Annotated in this window: 19 protein-coding genes and 1 pseudogene; 14 read left to right on the top strand and 6 right to left on the bottom strand. The window is 47.2% G+C overall.

Going from position 1 to position 17,493, the window contains the following annotated elements; translation table 11 throughout:
• The first annotated feature begins 16 nt into the window (after positions 1–16).
• From AWM71_RS05645 to AWM71_RS05675, 7 genes are read left to right on the top strand one after another with little or no spacing between them, the layout of a single operon-like run.
• Positions 17–496, top strand: coding sequence for a V-type ATP synthase subunit K (locus tag AWM71_RS05645; protein ID WP_060777041.1), 480 nt, complete (start codon positions 17–19; stop codon positions 494–496).
• Positions 497–517: 21 nt separating this feature from the next.
• Positions 518–1,099 (top strand): hypothetical protein, encoded by a 582-nt coding sequence (locus AWM71_RS05650; RefSeq protein ID WP_060777042.1) that lies wholly within the window; start codon positions 518–520, stop codon positions 1,097–1,099.
• 15 nt (positions 1,100–1,114) lie between these two features.
• On the top strand, positions 1,115–2,131 hold the full coding sequence (locus AWM71_RS05655) for a V-type ATPase subunit (protein ID WP_060777043.1): 1,017 nt from the start codon (positions 1,115–1,117) through the stop codon (positions 2,129–2,131).
• Positions 2,121–2,432, top strand: coding sequence for a V-type ATP synthase subunit F (locus tag AWM71_RS05660; protein ID WP_060777044.1), 312 nt, complete (start codon positions 2,121–2,123; stop codon positions 2,430–2,432). Before AWM71_RS05655 ends, AWM71_RS05660 begins: the two co-directional genes overlap by 11 nt.
• An 18-nt stretch (positions 2,433–2,450) precedes the next feature.
• The gene (locus AWM71_RS05665; RefSeq protein WP_060777045.1) at positions 2,451–4,235 is read left to right on the top strand and encodes a V-type ATP synthase subunit A; all 1,785 of its coding nucleotides are present in this window, start codon (positions 2,451–2,453) and stop codon (positions 4,233–4,235) included.
• The gene (locus AWM71_RS05670) at positions 4,229–5,617 is read left to right on the top strand and encodes a V-type ATP synthase subunit B (RefSeq protein WP_060777046.1); all 1,389 of its coding nucleotides are present in this window, start codon (positions 4,229–4,231) and stop codon (positions 5,615–5,617) included. The genes AWM71_RS05665 and AWM71_RS05670 overlap by 7 nt, the downstream gene beginning before the upstream one ends.
• A 32-nt stretch (positions 5,618–5,649) precedes the next feature.
• Complete coding sequence (locus tag AWM71_RS05675; RefSeq protein ID WP_060777047.1) at positions 5,650–6,282, top strand: V-type ATP synthase subunit D; 633 nt, start codon at positions 5,650–5,652, stop codon at positions 6,280–6,282.
• A gap of 199 nt (positions 6,283–6,481) precedes the next feature.
• Here the strand turns inward: AWM71_RS05675 and AWM71_RS05680 are convergent, their stop codons facing one another.
• The gene (locus AWM71_RS05680) at positions 6,482–6,676 is read right to left on the bottom strand and encodes a type II toxin-antitoxin system RelB/DinJ family antitoxin (RefSeq protein WP_060777048.1); all 195 of its coding nucleotides are present in this window, start codon (positions 6,674–6,676) and stop codon (positions 6,482–6,484) included.
• Positions 6,677–6,835: 159 nt separating this feature from the next.
• Here AWM71_RS05680 and AWM71_RS08260 point away from each other — a divergent pair, with 159 nt between their 5' ends.
• On the top strand, positions 6,836–6,982 hold the full coding sequence (locus tag AWM71_RS08260; RefSeq protein WP_156407345.1) for a hypothetical protein: 147 nt from the start codon (positions 6,836–6,838) through the stop codon (positions 6,980–6,982).
• Between the two features lie 101 nt (positions 6,983–7,083).
• Here AWM71_RS08260 and AWM71_RS05685 read toward each other — a convergent pair whose 3' ends face one another.
• Positions 7,084–8,847, bottom strand: coding sequence for an LPXTG cell wall anchor domain-containing protein (locus tag AWM71_RS05685; protein WP_060777049.1), 1,764 nt, complete (start codon positions 8,845–8,847; stop codon positions 7,084–7,086).
• Between the two features lie 395 nt (positions 8,848–9,242).
• Here AWM71_RS05685 and AWM71_RS05690 point away from each other — a divergent pair, with 395 nt between their 5' ends.
• The 4 genes from AWM71_RS05690 to AWM71_RS05705 all read left to right on the top strand — a co-directional run bounded on the left by AWM71_RS05690 (position 9,243) and on the right by AWM71_RS05705 (position 10,756).
• Positions 9,243–9,890 (top strand): sigma-70 family RNA polymerase sigma factor, encoded by a 648-nt coding sequence (locus AWM71_RS05690; RefSeq protein WP_060777050.1) that lies wholly within the window; start codon positions 9,243–9,245, stop codon positions 9,888–9,890.
• Positions 9,891–10,001: 111 nt separating this feature from the next.
• Entirely contained in the window at positions 10,002–10,199 is a 198-nt protein-coding gene (locus tag AWM71_RS05695) for a hypothetical protein (RefSeq protein ID WP_060777051.1), read from the top strand.
• A 12-nt stretch (positions 10,200–10,211) separates the two neighbouring features.
• Positions 10,212–10,457, top strand: a complete 246-nt coding sequence (locus AWM71_RS05700) for a DUF2922 domain-containing protein (protein WP_060777052.1) — start codon at positions 10,212–10,214, stop codon at positions 10,455–10,457.
• Positions 10,458–10,492: 35 nt separating this feature from the next.
• Positions 10,493–10,756: a hypothetical protein gene (locus AWM71_RS05705; RefSeq protein ID WP_060777053.1), complete on the top strand. Its 264-nt coding sequence runs from the start codon at positions 10,493–10,495 to the stop codon at positions 10,754–10,756.
• Positions 10,757–11,029: 273 nt separating this feature from the next.
• On the opposite strand, the gene fni is transcribed toward AWM71_RS05705, so the two are convergent.
• Genes fni through mvk form a run of 4 tightly spaced genes read right to left on the bottom strand, consistent with a single transcriptional unit; the run spans position 11,030 to position 15,208 of the window.
• Positions 11,030–12,082, bottom strand: a complete 1,053-nt coding sequence (gene fni, locus AWM71_RS07955) for a type 2 isopentenyl-diphosphate Delta-isomerase (protein ID WP_082632719.1) — start codon at positions 12,080–12,082, stop codon at positions 11,030–11,032.
• A 56-nt stretch (positions 12,083–12,138) separates the two neighbouring features.
• Positions 12,139–13,245 carry a phosphomevalonate kinase gene (locus AWM71_RS05715; protein ID WP_060777055.1) on the bottom strand — a complete coding sequence of 369 codons (1,107 nt, stop codon included), beginning with the start codon at positions 13,243–13,245 and terminating at the stop codon, positions 12,139–12,141.
• Positions 13,238–14,236: a diphosphomevalonate decarboxylase gene (gene mvaD / locus AWM71_RS05720; protein WP_060777056.1), complete on the bottom strand. Its 999-nt coding sequence runs from the start codon at positions 14,234–14,236 to the stop codon at positions 13,238–13,240. The genes AWM71_RS05715 and mvaD overlap by 8 nt, the downstream gene beginning before the upstream one ends.
• A 15-nt stretch (positions 14,237–14,251) precedes the next feature.
• Positions 14,252–15,208, bottom strand: a complete 957-nt coding sequence (gene mvk, locus AWM71_RS05725) for a mevalonate kinase (protein ID WP_062121869.1) — start codon at positions 15,206–15,208, stop codon at positions 14,252–14,254.
• Between the two features lie 339 nt (positions 15,209–15,547).
• Between mvk and guaA the strand changes: the two genes are divergently transcribed.
• Positions 15,548–17,098 (top strand): glutamine-hydrolyzing GMP synthase, encoded by a 1,551-nt coding sequence (gene guaA / locus AWM71_RS05730; RefSeq protein ID WP_060777470.1) that lies wholly within the window; start codon positions 15,548–15,550, stop codon positions 17,096–17,098.
• 199 nt (positions 17,099–17,297) lie between these two features.
• Positions 17,298–17,492: pseudogene (locus AWM71_RS05735) on the top strand (plasmid mobilization protein); the annotation flags it as partial.
• Position 17,493: the final 1 nt, after the last annotated feature.

Here is a 17,493-nt window from a genome sequence, read left to right on the forward strand (position 1 = left end):
TGGAGGTATTATATTCATGCAAAATTGGTTAGAATTTTTTGTACAACACGGTGGTGCAGTCTTCGCTTATTTAGGAGCTGCAGTAGCAGTTTTCCTATCAGGAATTGGTTCAGCCAAAGGGGTCGGTGAGACAGGGTCTGCAGCTGCTGCCTTAATTAAGGACCAACCTGAAAAATTTGTGTCCGCTTTGATTTTACAATTACTCCCAGGGACCCAAGGACTTTATGGATTCATGGTAGGTATGGCGATCTTCATGAAAGTTACACCATCCTTAACCTTTGAACAAGGGGTGATGTATCTCTTTGCAGCTCTTCCAGTAGGGATTGTGGGCTTAGTTTCTGCCAAATACCAAGGTCAAGTTTCTACTTCTTCTCTTCAAATTTTAGCTAAACGTCCTGAAAATAACGTGAACGGGATCATCTTGGCTGTTATGGTTGAAACCTACGCCATCTTATCCTTAGTCATCTCTTTAATGATGGTTAATGCGGTACACTAATACCTTGAGAGGAGGACGGATATGGCAACGATAAAACAATTAAAAGAAGAAGTGTTTGAGCAAGTCCGTTCAGAAGGCACTCAAGCCATTCAAACCGCTAAAGAAGAGTTGGGCCAAGCCCTTACTTCTAAGCAAGAAAGCCTCAAAGAAGCCTACGCCAAGCAAAAGCAAGTCGCCAAAGAACGCTCAGAGGCTGAGTTAGAACGCAAGAAACAAAGTTATACGAACCAACTCAATCAAGAGCTTTTAAGAGCCAAACAAGATCTCTTCCAAGAAGTCTTCCAAGAAGCTATTCAGTCCATGACTCAGTTTTCGAGTGAAGAATTTGAAGAATTAGTCGACCAATCTCTCCAAGCCATAGAGGCCGGAGAGGGGACCTGTGTGGGAATTGGGGAAGAGAGCCAATCCCAGTGGAGTGCTGAATCAAAGGCTCGCCTCCAATCCAAGTACCCACAGGTTGAATTTCAATCGACCTTCTTGAAGAATCACGGTGGGTTTGTCTTACAAGAAGCCACCATGGATTATGACTTCACTTATGATCAGATCCTACTCGAAAAAGAAGCTCAACTCACCAGCCAATTCAACCAACAACTATCAGAATAGAAGGGAGTGGAAAGTGTGACAGCAGATACTTATGCAAGTTTAAATGTCACCGTGCGCATTCAAGAACAAGCACTTTTAGGAAAAAAAGATTACGAAGCGCTCATCCAAAGCCCTTCCTATGAGGGAGCCTTAGCCCTTCTCGAATCCACACCTTACTCGTTGAATAAGGAAACAGGAAACGTGGAAGAAGGATTGATCAAGAGACTTCAGGAAGCTTACCAAGAAGCCTACAAGTTCACTCCTCATGCAGGAGTGATTGACCTTTGGGGCCTGCGGTATACTTACCACAATCTCAAGGTCCTCTTCAAAGAAGACTATGCTCAGCGTGACTTGTCGTCCATGTACTTGCTTTTATCTAAGGAAGAAATTTCTTCTTTGAAACAGGCAGTGACGACAGGACATGCGGATTCCTTAGACCCGATCATTCTTCAAGCCGTTCGTTCTGTCAGAAGGTATATCAATGAGACCGGCTATATCAACGACATCTCACTCTTGTTAGATGAAGCCTATCTGAATCATATCGCTAGCTTGGCCCCCAGCCTAGAGAACGATGACCTTCAGGAGCTTGTTAATCGTTTCATCGATTTGGAGAACTTGGCCTTGATTCTTCGGGCGATTCCCCAAGGCAAGGGACTCGGCTTTCTCAAAGCTACGCTCAACGCCCATGGCACAATTCAAGTTCCAGACTTAGTGGCCGCTCTCGAAGCCAAAGACTTCGACGGACTCTTTGCTCTGTTCCAAGCCAAGGATTACAGCGAAGACTTTGCCAGTCTCTTAGAGGGGATTAAGAATGCCTACCTCCAACACAAGGAGGCCTTTGATCTCTTAGATTTTGATCGCCAAAAGAATCTCTTAATTAGTCAGGTGCTCAGAAAGGCATCCTTACAAGCCTTCGGACCACTGCCGGTGGTTGCTTATCTCTACTTCTTAGAGAATGAGGTTACAAACTTACGCCTGATCTTAACGGCGAAGGCGAGTCATCTAGACACCAGCAAAATCAAAGAAAGGATGCGACCAATCTATGCAGAGTAAAATCGGAGTTGTCGGTGAAAAACAAGTGGTCCAAGCCTTTCAGATGATCGGTTTCGACGCCTTCCCTGCAGAAGACGCCCAAACCGCTCGTTCGATTATTCGCCACTTGGCCGAAGAAGGCTATGGCATTATTTATTTGACTGAAACGCTCGCCAAAGAGCTAGAAGAAACCATTGCTTTTTATGATACCCAGGTGACCCCCGCCATCATCCTTATTCCTACCCACAATGGGAGCTTAGGAATAGGGAAGCGCCGGATCCACCAAAACGTCGAAAAAGCAGTCGGACAAAATATCCTATAAGCAAAAGGAGGAAACTCATTGAAATCAGGTAAAATTATAGAGGTTTCTGGTCCTTTAGTAAAAGCAAGCGGCATGGAAGATGCTGCCGTTCAAGAAGTCTGTTATGTAGGAAACCTACACCTTATGGGTGAAATTATTGAAATGCATAAAGACACCGCTTTTATTCAAGTTTATGAAGAAACTTCTGGGTTACAACCCGGTGAAGCGGTGGAACTCACAGGAGAACCGTTATCTGTTGAACTCGGACCAGGCTTATTAAGCAAAATGTTTGACGGGATTCAACGTCCCTTAGATGACTTTATGCAAAGAACACAGTCCAATTTCCTAGAAAGAGGGGTTCAAGTGAACGCCCTTGACCACAAGAAAGTTTGGGCTTTTGAAGCCAAGAAAAAGGTGGGCGATGCTGTCGTGAGTGGCGACATTGTCGGGACCGTTCAAGAAGGACCTGTGATTGAACACAAGATCATGGTTCCTTACGGCGTAAAAGGGACGCTTGAAACCATTACGAGTGGTGACTACACCCTCGAGGATGACGTCTACACCCTCCGTCTCCAAGACGGTACGCTTAAGAGCTTCGGCCTCGCTCAACACTGGCCAGTTCGTCGGGGACGTCCCGTTCAACGCAAGATGCTCCCTCATGATGTCATGACGACCGGCCAACGGGTCATCGACACCTTCTTCCCAATCACCAAGGGAGGTGCGGCCGCTATTCCAGGACCTTTCGGGGCAGGGAAGACCGTCCTTCAACACCAAATCGCCAAATATGCGGACGCAGACGTGGTCGTTTATGTCGGCTGTGGTGAACGTGGAAACGAAATGACCGAAGTTATTAACGAATTTCCAAAATTGATCGACCCTAAGACGGGAGAGTCTATTATGCAACGGACCGTCTTGATCGCTAACACCTCTAACATGCCAGTGGCTGCGCGTGAAGCCTCCATCTACACCGGCATTACCATCGCTGAATACTTCCGTGATATGGGGTATTCCGTTGCGATCATGGCGGACTCCACCTCACGTTGGGCGGAAGCCTTACGGGAAATGTCTGGCCGACTCGAAGAAATGCCAGGGGATGAAGGGTATCCTGCTTACCTCGGTAGCCGCCTCGCTGAATACTACGAACGGGCTGGCATGGTCGAAACTCTCGGTAATCCTGGACGAATCGGAGCAGTCACAGCGGTCGGAGCAGTTTCTCCTCCAGGGGGCGATACCTCTGAACCCGTGACCCAAAATACCATGCGGGTGGTCAAGGTGTACTGGGGACTCGATGCTTCCCTCTCCCAACAACGCCACTTCCCAGCAGTTAACTGGTTGGATTCCTACTCCCTCTATCTCGATCAAGTGACGGCGAATATCAGCCAGAAGATGGGCAAGGACTGGACAGGAATGGTTACCCAAGCCATGGCTATGCTCCAACAAGAGCAAAGCCTCCAAGAGATCGTTCGTTTGGTGGGGTTGGATGCCTTATCTCAAGAGGATCGCTTGACCCTTGTGATCACTCGGATGCTCAGAGAGGACTACCTCCAACAGAACTCCTACGATCCGGTCGATACCAAGACCTCCGCAGACAAACAATACAAGATGCTCAGAAACATTCTCTCCTTCAATACCCAAGCGCGTCGTACCCTCGGACTCGGTGCCTATTATGACGAGATCCTCCAGGGAACCAGCGACCTTCGCGAACGCATTGCGCGGATGAAGTATGTTCCAGAAGAAGAGATTAGCCAATTAGATGAACTCGAAGCAGCCATTCAACCTTGTCTAGAGGCTGTCATGCAAAAAGGAGGAATGGACGAGTGTTAAAAGAATACAAGTCAATCGCAGACGTTTCAGGTCCTTTGATGATTATTGATGATGTCAAGGGCGTGGGTTACAGCGAACTCGTTGAGATCAAACTTCAAAACGGGGAGACCCGAATCGGAGAAGTCCTCGAAGTCCAAGAAGACAAAGCCGTTGTTCAAATCTATGGGGGCGGTTCTGGGATCAACCTCAGAGATACCCGCGTTCGCTTCCAAGGACATCCCCTCGAATTTGGAGTGTCCCTCGATATTATCGGGCGTACCTTTGACGGGTTGGGACATGTGATCGACGGAGGCCCAGCCCCTATCCCTGACCAATCCCGAGATATCAACGGGATGGCGATTAATCCGATGGCTCGGGAATACCCCGATGAATTCATCCAAACAGGGATCTCTACCATCGACCATATGAACTCCCTCGTTCGTGGTCAAAAATTGCCGATCTTCTCAGGCGCCGGCCTTCCCCACAAGGAACTCGCAGCCCAGATCGCTCGGCAAGCCACCGTGCTTAACGACCACGAAAAATTCGCCGTTGTCTTTGCCGCCATGGGAGTTACCTATGAAGATGCCCAATACTTCATTAACAGCTTCAAGGAAACCGGAGCCATCGACCGGTCAGTGATGTTCATTAACTTGGCCGACGATCCTTCCATTGAACGGTTAGCCACTCCAAAAGTAGCCCTCACCGCCGCAGAATATCTCGCTTATGAGAAGGACATGCACGTTCTCGTTATCCTCACCGATATGACCAACTACTGTGAAGCCTTGCGGGAAGTGTCCGCCGCACGTCGGGAAGTCCCAGGACGTCGGGGGTATCCAGGTTACCTCTATACCAACCTCTCCACCCTCTATGAACGGGCAGGGCGGATCAAGGGCTGCAAGGGGTCTGTGACCCAATTGCCGATCTTGACCATGCCGGAAGATGATATTACCCATCCGATCCCAGACTTGACTGGATATATCACAGAAGGGCAGATCATCCTCGACCGAGACCTCGACCACCGCGGTATTCAACCGCCGATCGACGTTCTCCCTTCGCTCTCACGTTTGAAAGATGACGGAACAGGGGAAGGCAAGACCCGAGAAGACCACGCCGATACCATGAACCAACTCTTTGCGGCATATGCCAAAGGGAAGGAAGCCAGAGAACTCGCTGTTGTCCTTGGGGAATCCGCTCTCTCAGACGCTGACAAGTGCTACCTCAAGTTCGCCGATGCCTTCGAGAAAGAATACGTCAACCAAGGTTTCGACACCAACCGAACTATCTTCGAGACCCTCGATCTCGCCTGGAAGCTCCTCACCCTCTTACCAAAATCTGAACTCACTCGGATTAACGACAAGTATATCGATAAATACTATCCTAAAACGGATGAGACAGAAGATTAAGGGCAAGCAGCAGAGAAAGGGGAGTGAATGACATGGCCAATGCCTTAAATGTCAAGCCGACGCGGATGGAACTGCAGAAGTTGAAGAGTCATCTCGCCATTGCACGCCGTGGCCATAAACTCTTGAAGGACAAGCAAGACGAATTGATGCGGCAGTTTATTGAGAAGATCAAACAGAACAATAAGCTCCGCCAAGAAGTCGAAGCTTCCCTCGAAGAAGCCTTGAAAAATTTTGTGTTGGCATCTTCTGTGATGAAGGGCGCTTATCTAGATGAACTCCTAGCGATTCCGAGCCAATCGGTGAAAGTAGATATTCATAAGGAAAACATTATGAGTGTCGAAGTGCCGAAGATGACCTTTCAAGCAGCGGAGGATGCGGAGGAGTCCCACCTCGCCTTAAGCTACCTGAACACTTCGAGTGAATGGGATGAGGCCGTTCAGACCTTGAACCAGATCATGAAGCCGCTCCTAGAGCTGAGTGAACTGGAGAAGACCTGTCAGTTGATGGCAGATGACATAGAGAGCACACGTAGACGGGTGAATGCCCTAGAATATCGCGTGATTCCAGATACACAAGAGACCATCGCTTTTATCGAGAGCAAGCTAGAAGAGAGTGAACGCTCGACAAAGACGCGGATGATTAAGATTAAAGATATGAATCATTAAAGAAAAAGCCCCCCTCTATCCTGAGGGGGCTTTTTTGTGTGGAGAAGGGGTCTTCGGATGAGAAGCGCATAGAGTATGTCGGGAGTGCTAAGGACGGTTATTGGAAAGTTTACAACTAAAAAATGTGCTCCTTCATCCTTCATCGTTTAAATCTGACCATAGTTCCTCTAAAGTATTAAAGCTCTTCATTCTGCTCGTTCTATTCATCGGGGTCGTCCCATTGCCCTGTGATTTGGACTTTAAAGGGTAAACCTTGACGCATGACAATTTGTCGGAAATAGATATTTATAGCTTTTGAAAAGTCCAAGCCCAAAGAATTGAGAATTTCTTGTGTATCTTCCTTTAATTGTTTGTCGATTTTAATGGTAACTGTGGTCTTTGTGTTTTGTGTCATAATATCGCCTTCTTTCACTTTCAATTTTAGATGTTGTTTATGTTTTGTCAAGAAAAAGAGGGGAGCAGAGCTTGTAGGCTATAAAAATCTTCAGCGAATAGGCTATGCAAAAGAGAAAAGGATGGTCTACTAAAGCTGTGGAACATGAGGATGTTCTCAATGAAAAACACAATTCCCCTAGAAGGTGCACCTTCTAGGAGGATCTTTATCGCTATTTGTTGGGAGATAGCGTGTGTGGTTACAGGACTATTTGGGAAGGTGGAAGCTTCGGTTGGAGGGGCTAAAGATATTGGAGGACAAGAGTAGGGGACTACAAAAAAAGGACTGTTCACGAGGAACAGTCCTTTTGCGTAGGATCAACAAACCAAAATTGCCAAAAGTAATATTAAACTATGTGTTGGCTAAAATTATTTACGACGACGGAAAGCAAATACAGAACCTGTAGAAGCAAGTGCTAAGCCCATAAGAGCTACAGAACCTGCGATAGCACCTGTCTTAGGTAATGCTTTCTTCTTAGCAGCTTTCTTGTCAGCAGCTTTCTTGTCAGCAGCCTTCTTGTCAGCAGCCTTCTTGTCAGCAGCTTTCTTGTCAGCAGCTTTCTTGTCTTCTGCTTTCTTGTCTTCTGCTTTCTTGTCTTCTGCTTTCTTGTCTTCTGCTTTTTTGCCTTCTACTTTAGCAGCTGGAACAACTTTCTTGCCGTCCATGGTTAATTTGTAGAAGTAACGACCCATACGTTTGTTGAAGTTAACTTCGTAACCTGTGTTGATTTCGTGGTCAACTTTAAGAGCAGCTTCAGCAGCTTTCACAGCGTTTGCTTTGCTTGCGAAACCTTGGGTGTTGTCTTCGAAATGACCTTTTTCTTTGCCTTCTTCAATGGTTAATGCATAGAAGTAACGAACATCGGTTACTTTCCCTTTATCGTCTTTGTATTCATGACGAGCGATCTTGTAACCTTTGTTGATGCCATCATTTTTAAGAAGGGCATCTTCAGCAGCTTGTTCTGCGTCCACAACAAAGTGGAAGCCTGTTTCGTTGTTTTCTTCTGCAGCAGGTTTTTCGCCTTCAGGTTTTTCGCCTTCAGGTTTTTCGCCTTCAGGTTTTTCACCTTCAGGTTTTTTATCATCAGGTTTTTCACCTTCAGGTTTTTTATCATCAGGTTTTTCACCTTCAGGTTTTTTATCATCAGGTTTTTCACCTTCAGGTTTTTTATCATCAGGTTTTTCAGATTCTTGAGCACCTGCAAGTTGAAGAGCTTCAGTTAAAACAGCTTGGTTATCTTCACCGGTAAGAGTTGTTTTAGCATCTACCTTTTGTGCTTTAATAGTAGCATTGAGTAAGAGAAGGGCAGTCTCATAATCTGCTTTAGCAGTTTCAAGAGCTTGTTTAGCTGTGTCAACAGCTTGAACATCTTCTTGACCGTAAGCTTCAAGATTTGCTAATGCTTTTTCAGCTTTTTCAACTGCATCTTTAGCATCTTTTAAGCCAGCAGTTTCTTGATGATCTTCTGGTTTTTTGAGCTCGAGCTTCCCTTCAGCCTCTGTGATAGCTTGAATTTCTTTTTCAGCAGCCTCTTTTTTATCTTCAGCAGCCTTGTGTTTAGAAAGCACATCAGCATATTTTACATCAAGAACAGTTTTTTGATCATCATCTTTAGCTGTAGCATACGCTGTTGTATAAGCTTTGTATTCTTCACTTGCTTCAATGGCTTTGACTTCTTTTTCAGCAGCCTTTTGTTTAGCTTCTTGTGTAGTTTTTTCAGCTGCTAAATTTTCTTTTTGTTTATTGTAGGTAGCTAATTTTGCGTCGTACTCAGCTTTTGCTTTATCTTCTTTGGCTTGAAGTTGATCACGTTTAACCTTTAAGGCTGCAATGTCAGCTTTCTTAGCAGCAATTTTGTCATCTTTTTCTGAGTCTGCTTGAACGGCTTTTTCAGCCTCTTTAACTGCAGCTTCCTTAGTCGCAATAGTTGTCTTTGCCTTCTTAACATTTTCCACTCTAGATTGTAAAGCTTCAGCGATCGCTGCACTTTCAGCTCTTGTTTTAGGTGCTGTAGCTGCAGTATTTGTTCCTTCAGCAGCAGAAGCAACGGTTGCTTCGCTAGCGAAGAATACACCAGCAGCTGCGGTAGTAGCGGTTGCTGCTAATAACAATTTCTTCAAATTTTTTGTCATATGACATTCTCCTTTCGATATATCGAATAAAATATTGAGCAGTGAGCAGGAAGAACTTGAAAAGGAAGTACATGATCTTAAGATCCCTCTCAAAAATATGTCTTCACTATCCACTACTTTGAGTTTATTATATCATTGAAAAGAGTAAAAGACAAAAGGAAGCGATTTCTATTTTGTAACCAAATTGTTACAAAAGAAGATAGTTCTTAAGGACCTTGTTATATCAAGATCTTTGAGGAAAGTTTGCCTTTCAAGGAGAAAAATCGAAAAATTTTTCGAAAAAAATTGAGAGAGGAGGTTGACAAAAGGAGTCGTCAGATCGTTCTTATTAATAAAAGGGGGTTCCCCCTTATACCCTATCATATATACCCTATCATATAAAGGAGGCGTTTGAAATGGAACGGAAATTTCAGGGTGAAGATGTGAAGTGGAAAGAAGAATGGTTAGATGGAGAAGGTAATCATGAAGAATGGAGAGATTTGACAGGAGAGGAGCGCGAGATTTTTATTCTGAAGAAGTTTGAGGGTATTCCTCGCAAGGTCTTGGCACGCTACAGTCATAAGATCAGTCGGGCGGATTATGATGATTACTTGCAGGAGCTGCGGTTGAAGCTGTGGTTCTTGGTGAAGAAGTTCGATGGCGACTGCCTGGGTGAGGATAAGCCGCGCTTCATTGCCTATGCTACGCAGGGTTTACAGTGGAAGATGATCGAGTTATTGCGCAAGCAATCTCGGGAACAGAAGCGGTGTATTTGTGTGGACTGGCAGGAAGATATGGATAGCTGGGCCTTGGAGAACTTGCCTTGGCGAGATCCAGGGATGTCTTCTGAGGAGAGGGAGCGCATAGAGCGGGAATACTTGATGCTGGCATCGGAGGTTCTGTCGACGAGTGATTGGGAGATTTTCCAGGCCCTCTTTCAGAAGCGAGCCTTGGTGACGGAATTAGCGAGAGAGCGGGGGATTACTCGGCAAGCTATGTATAAGCGGGTGAAGCGGATCTACCAGTCTTTGAAGGAGGTCTTGAAGTTTTTATTCGAGGATTAGGAAGAATTTTTGGATAAGAGGTTGACAAGGGAGAGGCTAAGAGCGTTTTTATAAGTGTAAGCGGCTTACAAAAGAAGAATAGTAAAGGACAGTAAGAAAGGAGCTTGACTGATGAAGGCTTTTAGTAAGGGACAGTTGAATATTGAGACGACGGTGACAGGGACGGATAAGCGTGTGGTGTATGTGATGAAGGACTTGGTAGAGGACGTGACGGATGAGAAGGTATTGAAGGTACGTGACGCAGTAGCGGGTCTTTTGGTGGATCCGATTGATGGGATGAGCGCAACGATGGTTTATCAATTTTCTTAGGAGGGGTAGAGAATGAGTCAAGTAGAGACAACTTTAGAGCTATTATTTAAGACGAGTGATCACAAGCGGAAGACTGTGCGCTTTAAGCGGCCTAAGGAGAACTTGACAGAGGCAGAGGTGAAGCCGGCCTTGTCAGCCATCCAGTCAGTGAAGATCTTCAAGGGGTTGGAAGGCGTAGATCCTTATGCGGAAGTCCTCGGCGCCCAATATGTGAAGCGTGAAGTGGTCGGTATCTATTCCAAAGCAACTGCCGAATAGGAAAGACCTGGGCGGTAGAAGAAGGGAGGTATAGGATGTTGACAGTGGCGAGTTATGGATCGGCAATTCTGGTGGTTGTGACTTTGGTGGTGAAGCTCTTCCACTTGGTGAATGCCATCCAGATCTTGATCTTGAAGCTGTATTGCTTGGAAGATTGGGTGAAGGAAGCGGAAGAGCAGAACAGCCTTTGGCGGCAGTCCCTTCGCATGATGGAGGAGCGACTGGTGAGGTTAGAGCGTCAGGTGGATCCCACTCTAGGGGGAAGTCCTTTCCTCTCTTCGGGGCGGGAAAGGGCTTGAGTAGACGGCATGTGTTGAAGTAGTAACGAGCAGACATTCTCCAGTTTGAGAGGTAGACGAGCTTACCTTGAGCTCGTCTATTTCTTGAGAAATTGAGACGGTTACTTGTGAGGGACCTGCTGTGAGAGTCCTTGATGCTTGCGAGCTGAATGAGAGACTGGCGAGGTACCTATTCTATAGAAGAAAGACAATAAAAAATCCTTCCTAAGGAGAGCTAGAAGCTCTGTTTAGGAAGGATTTTTTGCGTGAGGTTCCTTTGGTAGGAACATATTTTTAAGTGTTTTGACAGCGCTGGGCTAAGGGGCGAACATCAATGCTGCGGACTTGGCACCAGTCGCGTGTTTCACCTAAGACGACGAGGGAGCGGTGTCTGAGAGCGGGCAAGTTCGGCGCATTAAGCATGGCTAAGATGAGCTGCATCTCTTCTTGGAAGGTGTGAACCCAGGCGATGATGTCGTCGACCTCTTGGTGGAGAACTCGGTGGAGGAATTCGCCGCTCATGCCGACTGCTTGGGCGCCGAGGGAGAGGGCGAGGCAGGCTTGAAGTGGGGTATGAATCCCACCAGAAGCGATAAAGTCGGCCTGATGGAGGAAGGGTTGGGCTTCAAGAAGGGAGATGGGGGTTGTTTGTCCCCAGTCTTCGAGGTAGGCGAGTTCTTGTTCAGTCCGCCGCGCGTTTTCTATCTGAAGGAAGTTAGTGCCGCCTCTGCCACTGAGGTCGATGGTTTGTGCGCCACAATCGAGGAGGGATTGGATGGCTTCACGGGAGAGGCCGAAGCCGACTTCCTTGACGAGGACGGGGACGGGGGAAGTGGCGAGAATCTCCTGAAGGTTGTCTTGGAGAGGGCGAAAGTCGCGGTCCCCTTCTGGCATGGCGATCTCTTGAGGCACATTGAGATGGACCGCCAGAGCGTCGGCTTGAAGGAGGTCGATCACTTGGCGGGCATCCTTTGCGGTGTGGTTGGCCCCGATGTTAGCGATGAGGAAGTTTTGAGGAGCGGTTTTCCGGAGAATAGTGAAGCTGTCCTGACAGGAGGGATCCTTGAGGGCAGAGGAAAGGGAGCCACTCTCGAGGGCAAGGCCGGTTTCTCTGGCTACGAGGGCGAGTTTTTGGTTGAGAGATTTTGTCCAGTTACTGCCTCCTGTCATCGCATTGATGAAGAAGGGAAGGGCGAAGTTCTGGTGAAAGAGCGTCGTTTGGAGGTCCACATGATCGACCTGAACGGTGCTGAGGGACTGGTGGACGAAGCGAAGGTCGTCGAAAGGACTGGAAGATGGCGTATAGAACTGATCAGCGAGGTGGACGTGGTCATTTTTTCTGTTCATAGGGAAAACTTCCTTTCTATGCGGAGGGATAGAGGACTCAGACTTTGCTTAGACTTCTAGGACATAACGAGGGAAAAGGGCAGCGGTGAGAGGCCGGCGGTTTGCCAGCGGGTGCGGACTTCTTGAGCGATGGAAGGATTGGGGCAGAGAGCGATGGCACAGTCTCCCCCACCGGCTCCGGAAATTTTGGAGGCGGCTTGGCAGTACTGGGCGAGGGTGACCGCTTGCTTGAGGGCTGGCGTCTGATAAGGAACGGGTCGGTTGTGATGGTAGCGGAGAAGGCTAGTTCCGTTGGCGATGAGAGCGGCTTGTGCTTTGTCCCAGTTGGACTGGTTGAGGGCCGTCTGGAGGGCGTTCACCTGAGATTGGGAAGCTTGGAGGAAGTCTTCTGTCGTGAGGACTTGTCTCTGTTCAAAATGGTCGGTGTTGTTGAGATGACCAGCGTTGTTAATTTGGAGAAGGTCATCAGTGGAGGAAGGGCTTTTGGTCCAAGCAATGGCCATCTCCCAGTCTGTAGGCCAAGGAAGAGGCTGAATGTCTAGTCCCGGCCAGTAGGAAGGATTGAGTAAGTCTTCTAGCTGGTAAGAAGTGGTGAGGGCTTGGTTGAGAAGCGTCGGATCGAAGTTCTGGTAGGCGATAAGCGTGCGGAAGCTGGTGCAAGCGATATCCCCGAAGGACCCCGAAAGGCCGATCCGCTTTTGGCTGATGACGGCGAGCTGGTAGATCAAGCGAGGGGTGTAAGGCACATGGTAGGCTTGGAGGAGGGCTTCGATACAGGCAACGCTGACTGCGGCAGAAGACCCGAGTCCGTATTTGGCGCCGGAGGGACTGTCGAGGTCAGACTGGATCGTTAGGACATAAGGGCGTGGTAGCAGAGCAGGTCCATGAGTGAGGAGGTAGCGGTAGCTTGTCTCCAAGCAGCTAGCAATCAGGACAAAGGGATCAGGAAGGCCCTGTACCCTTCCCGTTTCATCTACTGTCCAGTTGAGCGGGAGGGGGCTTTGGTTAGTGACCAAGTGTCCGATTCCGTCCGTTGAAGGGGTGAGGGAGAGATGGAGGTAGGCACTGATTGCAGCGATCACGGCGCTGTGGTAGGGATGCGTGACGGCGTATTCGCCAGCTAGATAGAGTTTGCCGGGCACTTGAAGGGTGATCTTAGGCATGGAGGGCCTCCAAGTGATCGAGAAGTTGGATCCCTTGACCAGGTTTGGAAGCGATGAGTTGGTCAGAAGGAAAGTGGGCTTGAAGTTTGGCCATGATCCGGTCTGCATCGGAATAATGACAGAGGACTTTCACATTGGGACCTGCGTCCATGGTGACATAGGCGGGGATACCACTTTGCCGGATCTGGTGGACAGCTTGGATAGCGACGAGGGTCTCGGGTTCAAAATAGGAAAACGGAGGATTGGCAGAGAGGGTCGTGGCGTGCATCATCATGGCGTGGTGTTCTGCGATTTCGCCGATTTTTTGAAGGTCGTGGGCCTTAATGGCGGGTTTGATGGCGGCGAGTTTCTCTTTGGAAAGAGTTGGCCAAAGGGAGTAGAAGGGAGAGGTGGCCATTGCGTGTGCCATGCCTTCTCTGGAGGAGATGACCTTTTGTTTTTTGTTGAGGGCGATAATAATCATACCAATGTCCCACTGGGCGTCGTCAAAGGGAAGGGCGATGGAATCTTTATCACCGGTCCCTTTTTGCCATTCGACAAAACCGCCGAAGATGGACCGAGTGGCAGATCCAGACCCTAAGCGAGCAAAGCGGGAGAGGGTAGTTAGATCGAGTCCTAGAGCGAGGGCTTGGTTGCAAGCACCTGCCAAAGCGGCAAAGGCACTTGCAGAGCTGGCTAGTCCGGCTGCTGTGGGAACGTGGTTGTAGGAAGTCACTTGTGCCTTGAGACTAGTTCCCGCGTAGGCACGAAAGTGGTCCAAAAACTGGCTAATTCTTTGCGTTTCTGCTTCTTCTTGCAGGGTATCGTTTAGGATCAAACGATCGCTGGTGAAATCACTGGAGAAGTGAACTTCAGTATCGGTGTAGAAGCGATCGAGGGTAAGGGATAGGTTACTATTCATGGGTAAGATCAGGTCTTGATCTCTTTTTCCCCAGTATTTGATGAGGGCAATATTAGTATGGGCACGACAAATGCCTTGTAGTGGTGCCATGAGAGGCCTCCTTTGTTAGTATTGACTGCTGAGGGGCATCAGCCAGGTGTCTGATGCGTAAGGACTGTGAGTGAGAGCTTCTTGGAGGGCGAGGGCTTGGTCGTGAGTTTCGACAAGACCATAGTAACAGCCTCCACCACCGCCACCGGTCAGTTTGGCGGCCACTGCTCCGTGTTTGAGCATCTCTTGAATGCCGAAGTCTAACTCTGGACTTGAAACTTGTAGACTCTGTAAATAAGTTTGAGCGGATTGGATAATGGAAGCGAGGGTCTCTAAGGACGATTGAGAAGCAGTGAGAGCTTCCGCAAAGCGAGGGGTGAGCTCTCCAAGTCCGTCGATGGCTTGATGAACAGCAGCTTTTCGAGCGGGATAAGGACTGTCGTAAGCTGTCTTGACCCGTTCAACGGTTGACTTGGTATTTCCTGCGATCCCACTATCTGCGACGACTAACCAGTAAGGGGTGTGGAAGTCGAAGACGGTTGGGTGTTGACCTTTTTGGAAGAGGAGGGGCTGGTTGAGGGCAGTGACTCGAGCATCCAGTCCACTCGGATGGCCGTGAGAGATAGTCTCTGCATAGTCCGCATAGTCTAAGAGGTCTTCTGTCGTAAGTGGACGGTCTAAGTATTGGTAGAAAGCTCGAATAAAGGCCACCGAAAGCGCAGCCGAAGAACCCAAGCCGCGTTCGATAGGGAGGCTTGAGCTAACTCGAATGGTGAAATGAGTCCTTTCTAAGTGAAAGTCATGACGCAAAATATTGAATAAGCCGATGAGGGCATCCAAGCGATTGGGTGCTTCTTCTGTAGGCCCTTCGTAAATATCCGAGAAAAGATAAGAATGATTGCCTGCAGGTTCCAATTGGACGGAAATCGTCGCTGCGCGGAAGGGAAGAGCGATAGAGGGCTTCTGATAGACCACACTATGCTCTCCTATTAAGATGAGTTTGCCATGGGATTGACCTGTGATTGTTTTCATAATGTTCCCCCGTTCATAACATTATAATCATACAATAAAAGATCGTCGAATAACAACTTTGTAGGGAATTTTTTTAGGATTCCTTAGATTTTAAGAGAGAAGTTATTTTGCTGAAAAAGGACGAGAGAGGAAGTGCGAATAAAGCCCTATATTTAATGAAGGAAAAATTTATTTTAGGGAAAGTATGGAGGACTTGTCCTAGTCAAAACGAACAATTCTTTTCTGAAAAAGTTTTAAGATCCGTGAAAAGGGCTTATTTTCGAAAACGTTTCTAGTAATTAAAGCCTATTTTTGATAAAATGAAGGCGATATGGAAAGGAAAGTGAGCCAGTGAACCTTATGAATACATTACATGATGTTGAAAAAATTATCGTTCTTGACTACGGAAGCCAGTACAATCAATTGATTACGCGGCGCATTCGTGAGATGGGCGTCTATTCTGAATTGCAATCCCACCGTCAAACGGCTGAAGAGATTGTCAAACAAGGCAACGTGAAGGGAATCATCCTCTCTGGCGGGCCGAACTCTGTTTATGAGGAGGGGTCCTTTGATATTGATCCCGCTATCTTCGACTTGGACATTCCTGTTTTGGGAATCTGCTACGGGATGCAATTGATTACCAAGAAATTTGGGGGAATTGTGGAAGCTTCTGATAAGCGGGAATACGGGCAACAAGTGATGACGATTTCCAAGACAGATTCCTGTATCTTCAAGGGCCTTGCCTGTGAAGAGACCGTCTTGATGAGTCATGGGGACCGGATTAGTCAGATCCCTGAAGGTTTTGAAATTTCTGCTTTTGCGCCGAATAGTCCAGTCGCTGCCTTCGAAGACAGTCAACGTCGGATTTATGGTTTCCAATACCATCCAGAAGTTCGTTCTTCCTTGCACGGTAACCTTATGTTACGGAACTTTATCTATGAAGTTTGTGGTTGCCAAGGCAATTGGAGCATGGCGGACTTTATTGAAATGCAAATTCAAAATATCCGTCAAAAAGTTGGCAAGAAGAAGGTCTTACTGGGGCTATCTGGTGGGGTTGACTCTTCAGTGACAGGGGTTCTTCTCCAAAAAGCGATCGGGGATCAATTAGTCTGCATCTTCGTTGACCATGGTCTCTTGCGGAAGGGTGAAGCCAAGCAAGTGATGGATACCTTAGGTGGTAAGTTCGGCTTGAACATTATCGCTGTAGATGCTTCTGAACGTTTCTTGACTAAGTTAGCAGGGGTAAGTGAACCTGAAAAGAAACGGAAGATTATCGGGAATGAGTTTATCGAAGTCTTCAATGACGAAGCCACCAAGTTGAATGGGGTAGACTTCCTCGCTCAAGGAACTCTCTATACCGACGTGATCGAATCTGGGACAGAAACCGCTGAAACTATCAAGTCTCACCATAATGTTGGGGGACTTCCAGAGGAAATGCACTTTGAATTGATTGAACCTTTGAATACTTTATTCAAGGATGAAGTTCGGGCAGTAGGAACGCAATTAGGGATGCCAGATGAGATCGTTTGGCGGCAACCTTTCCCAGGGCCAGGCTTGGCTATTCGGGTGATCGGTGCGGTGACTGCTGAGAAGTTAGAAATCGTTCGTGAATCGGATGCTATCCTCCGTGAAGAGATCGCTAAGGCAGGATTAGATCGGGAGATCTGGCAATACTTCACCGTCCTCCCTGGCTTTAAGTCTGTGGGCGTGATGGGAGACAAGCGGACCTATGACTACACCATCGCTATTCGGGCGATTACTAGTGTGGATGGCATGACCGCTGACTGGGCACGAATTCCTTATGATGTGCTCGATACGATTAGTCGTCGAATCGTCAATGAAGTCGGCGGCATTAACCGCGTCGTGGTGGACTGCACCTCTAAGCCGCCTGCAACAGTAGAATGGGAATAATAGCAAAAAAACAAAAAACCTTGTAAAATCAATGGTTACAGAAGATTAAAAACTGTAACTGGGATTAAAATGGGAACATTTGTTAAAAAGAATAAATTGAATAATAGTTCCAAGTGGTTTACATTTGGGCAAAAAAAATCAGACCGTAGTTTCAAACTGCGGTCTTTTTGTGTATATATTATTTATGAGGATTATTTTATTTAGACATCTTCAATGGCTACTTTCAAATGCAACAAATAATATAAATCAGATTGCAAAAGCACCTAATACAACTGGTGTTATTTACAAGAAAGATATTGATTATATGAGAGAAAAAATAGAAAAATTGTCAAAAGAAATATGGGATATACATTCTCTACTGCTTAACAGATCAAAAGAAAGTTCTGGTGATTAGT

It is taken from the genome of Aerococcus christensenii, from assembly GCF_001543105.1.
GTDB lineage: Bacteria > Bacillota > Bacilli > Lactobacillales > Aerococcaceae > Aerococcus > Aerococcus christensenii.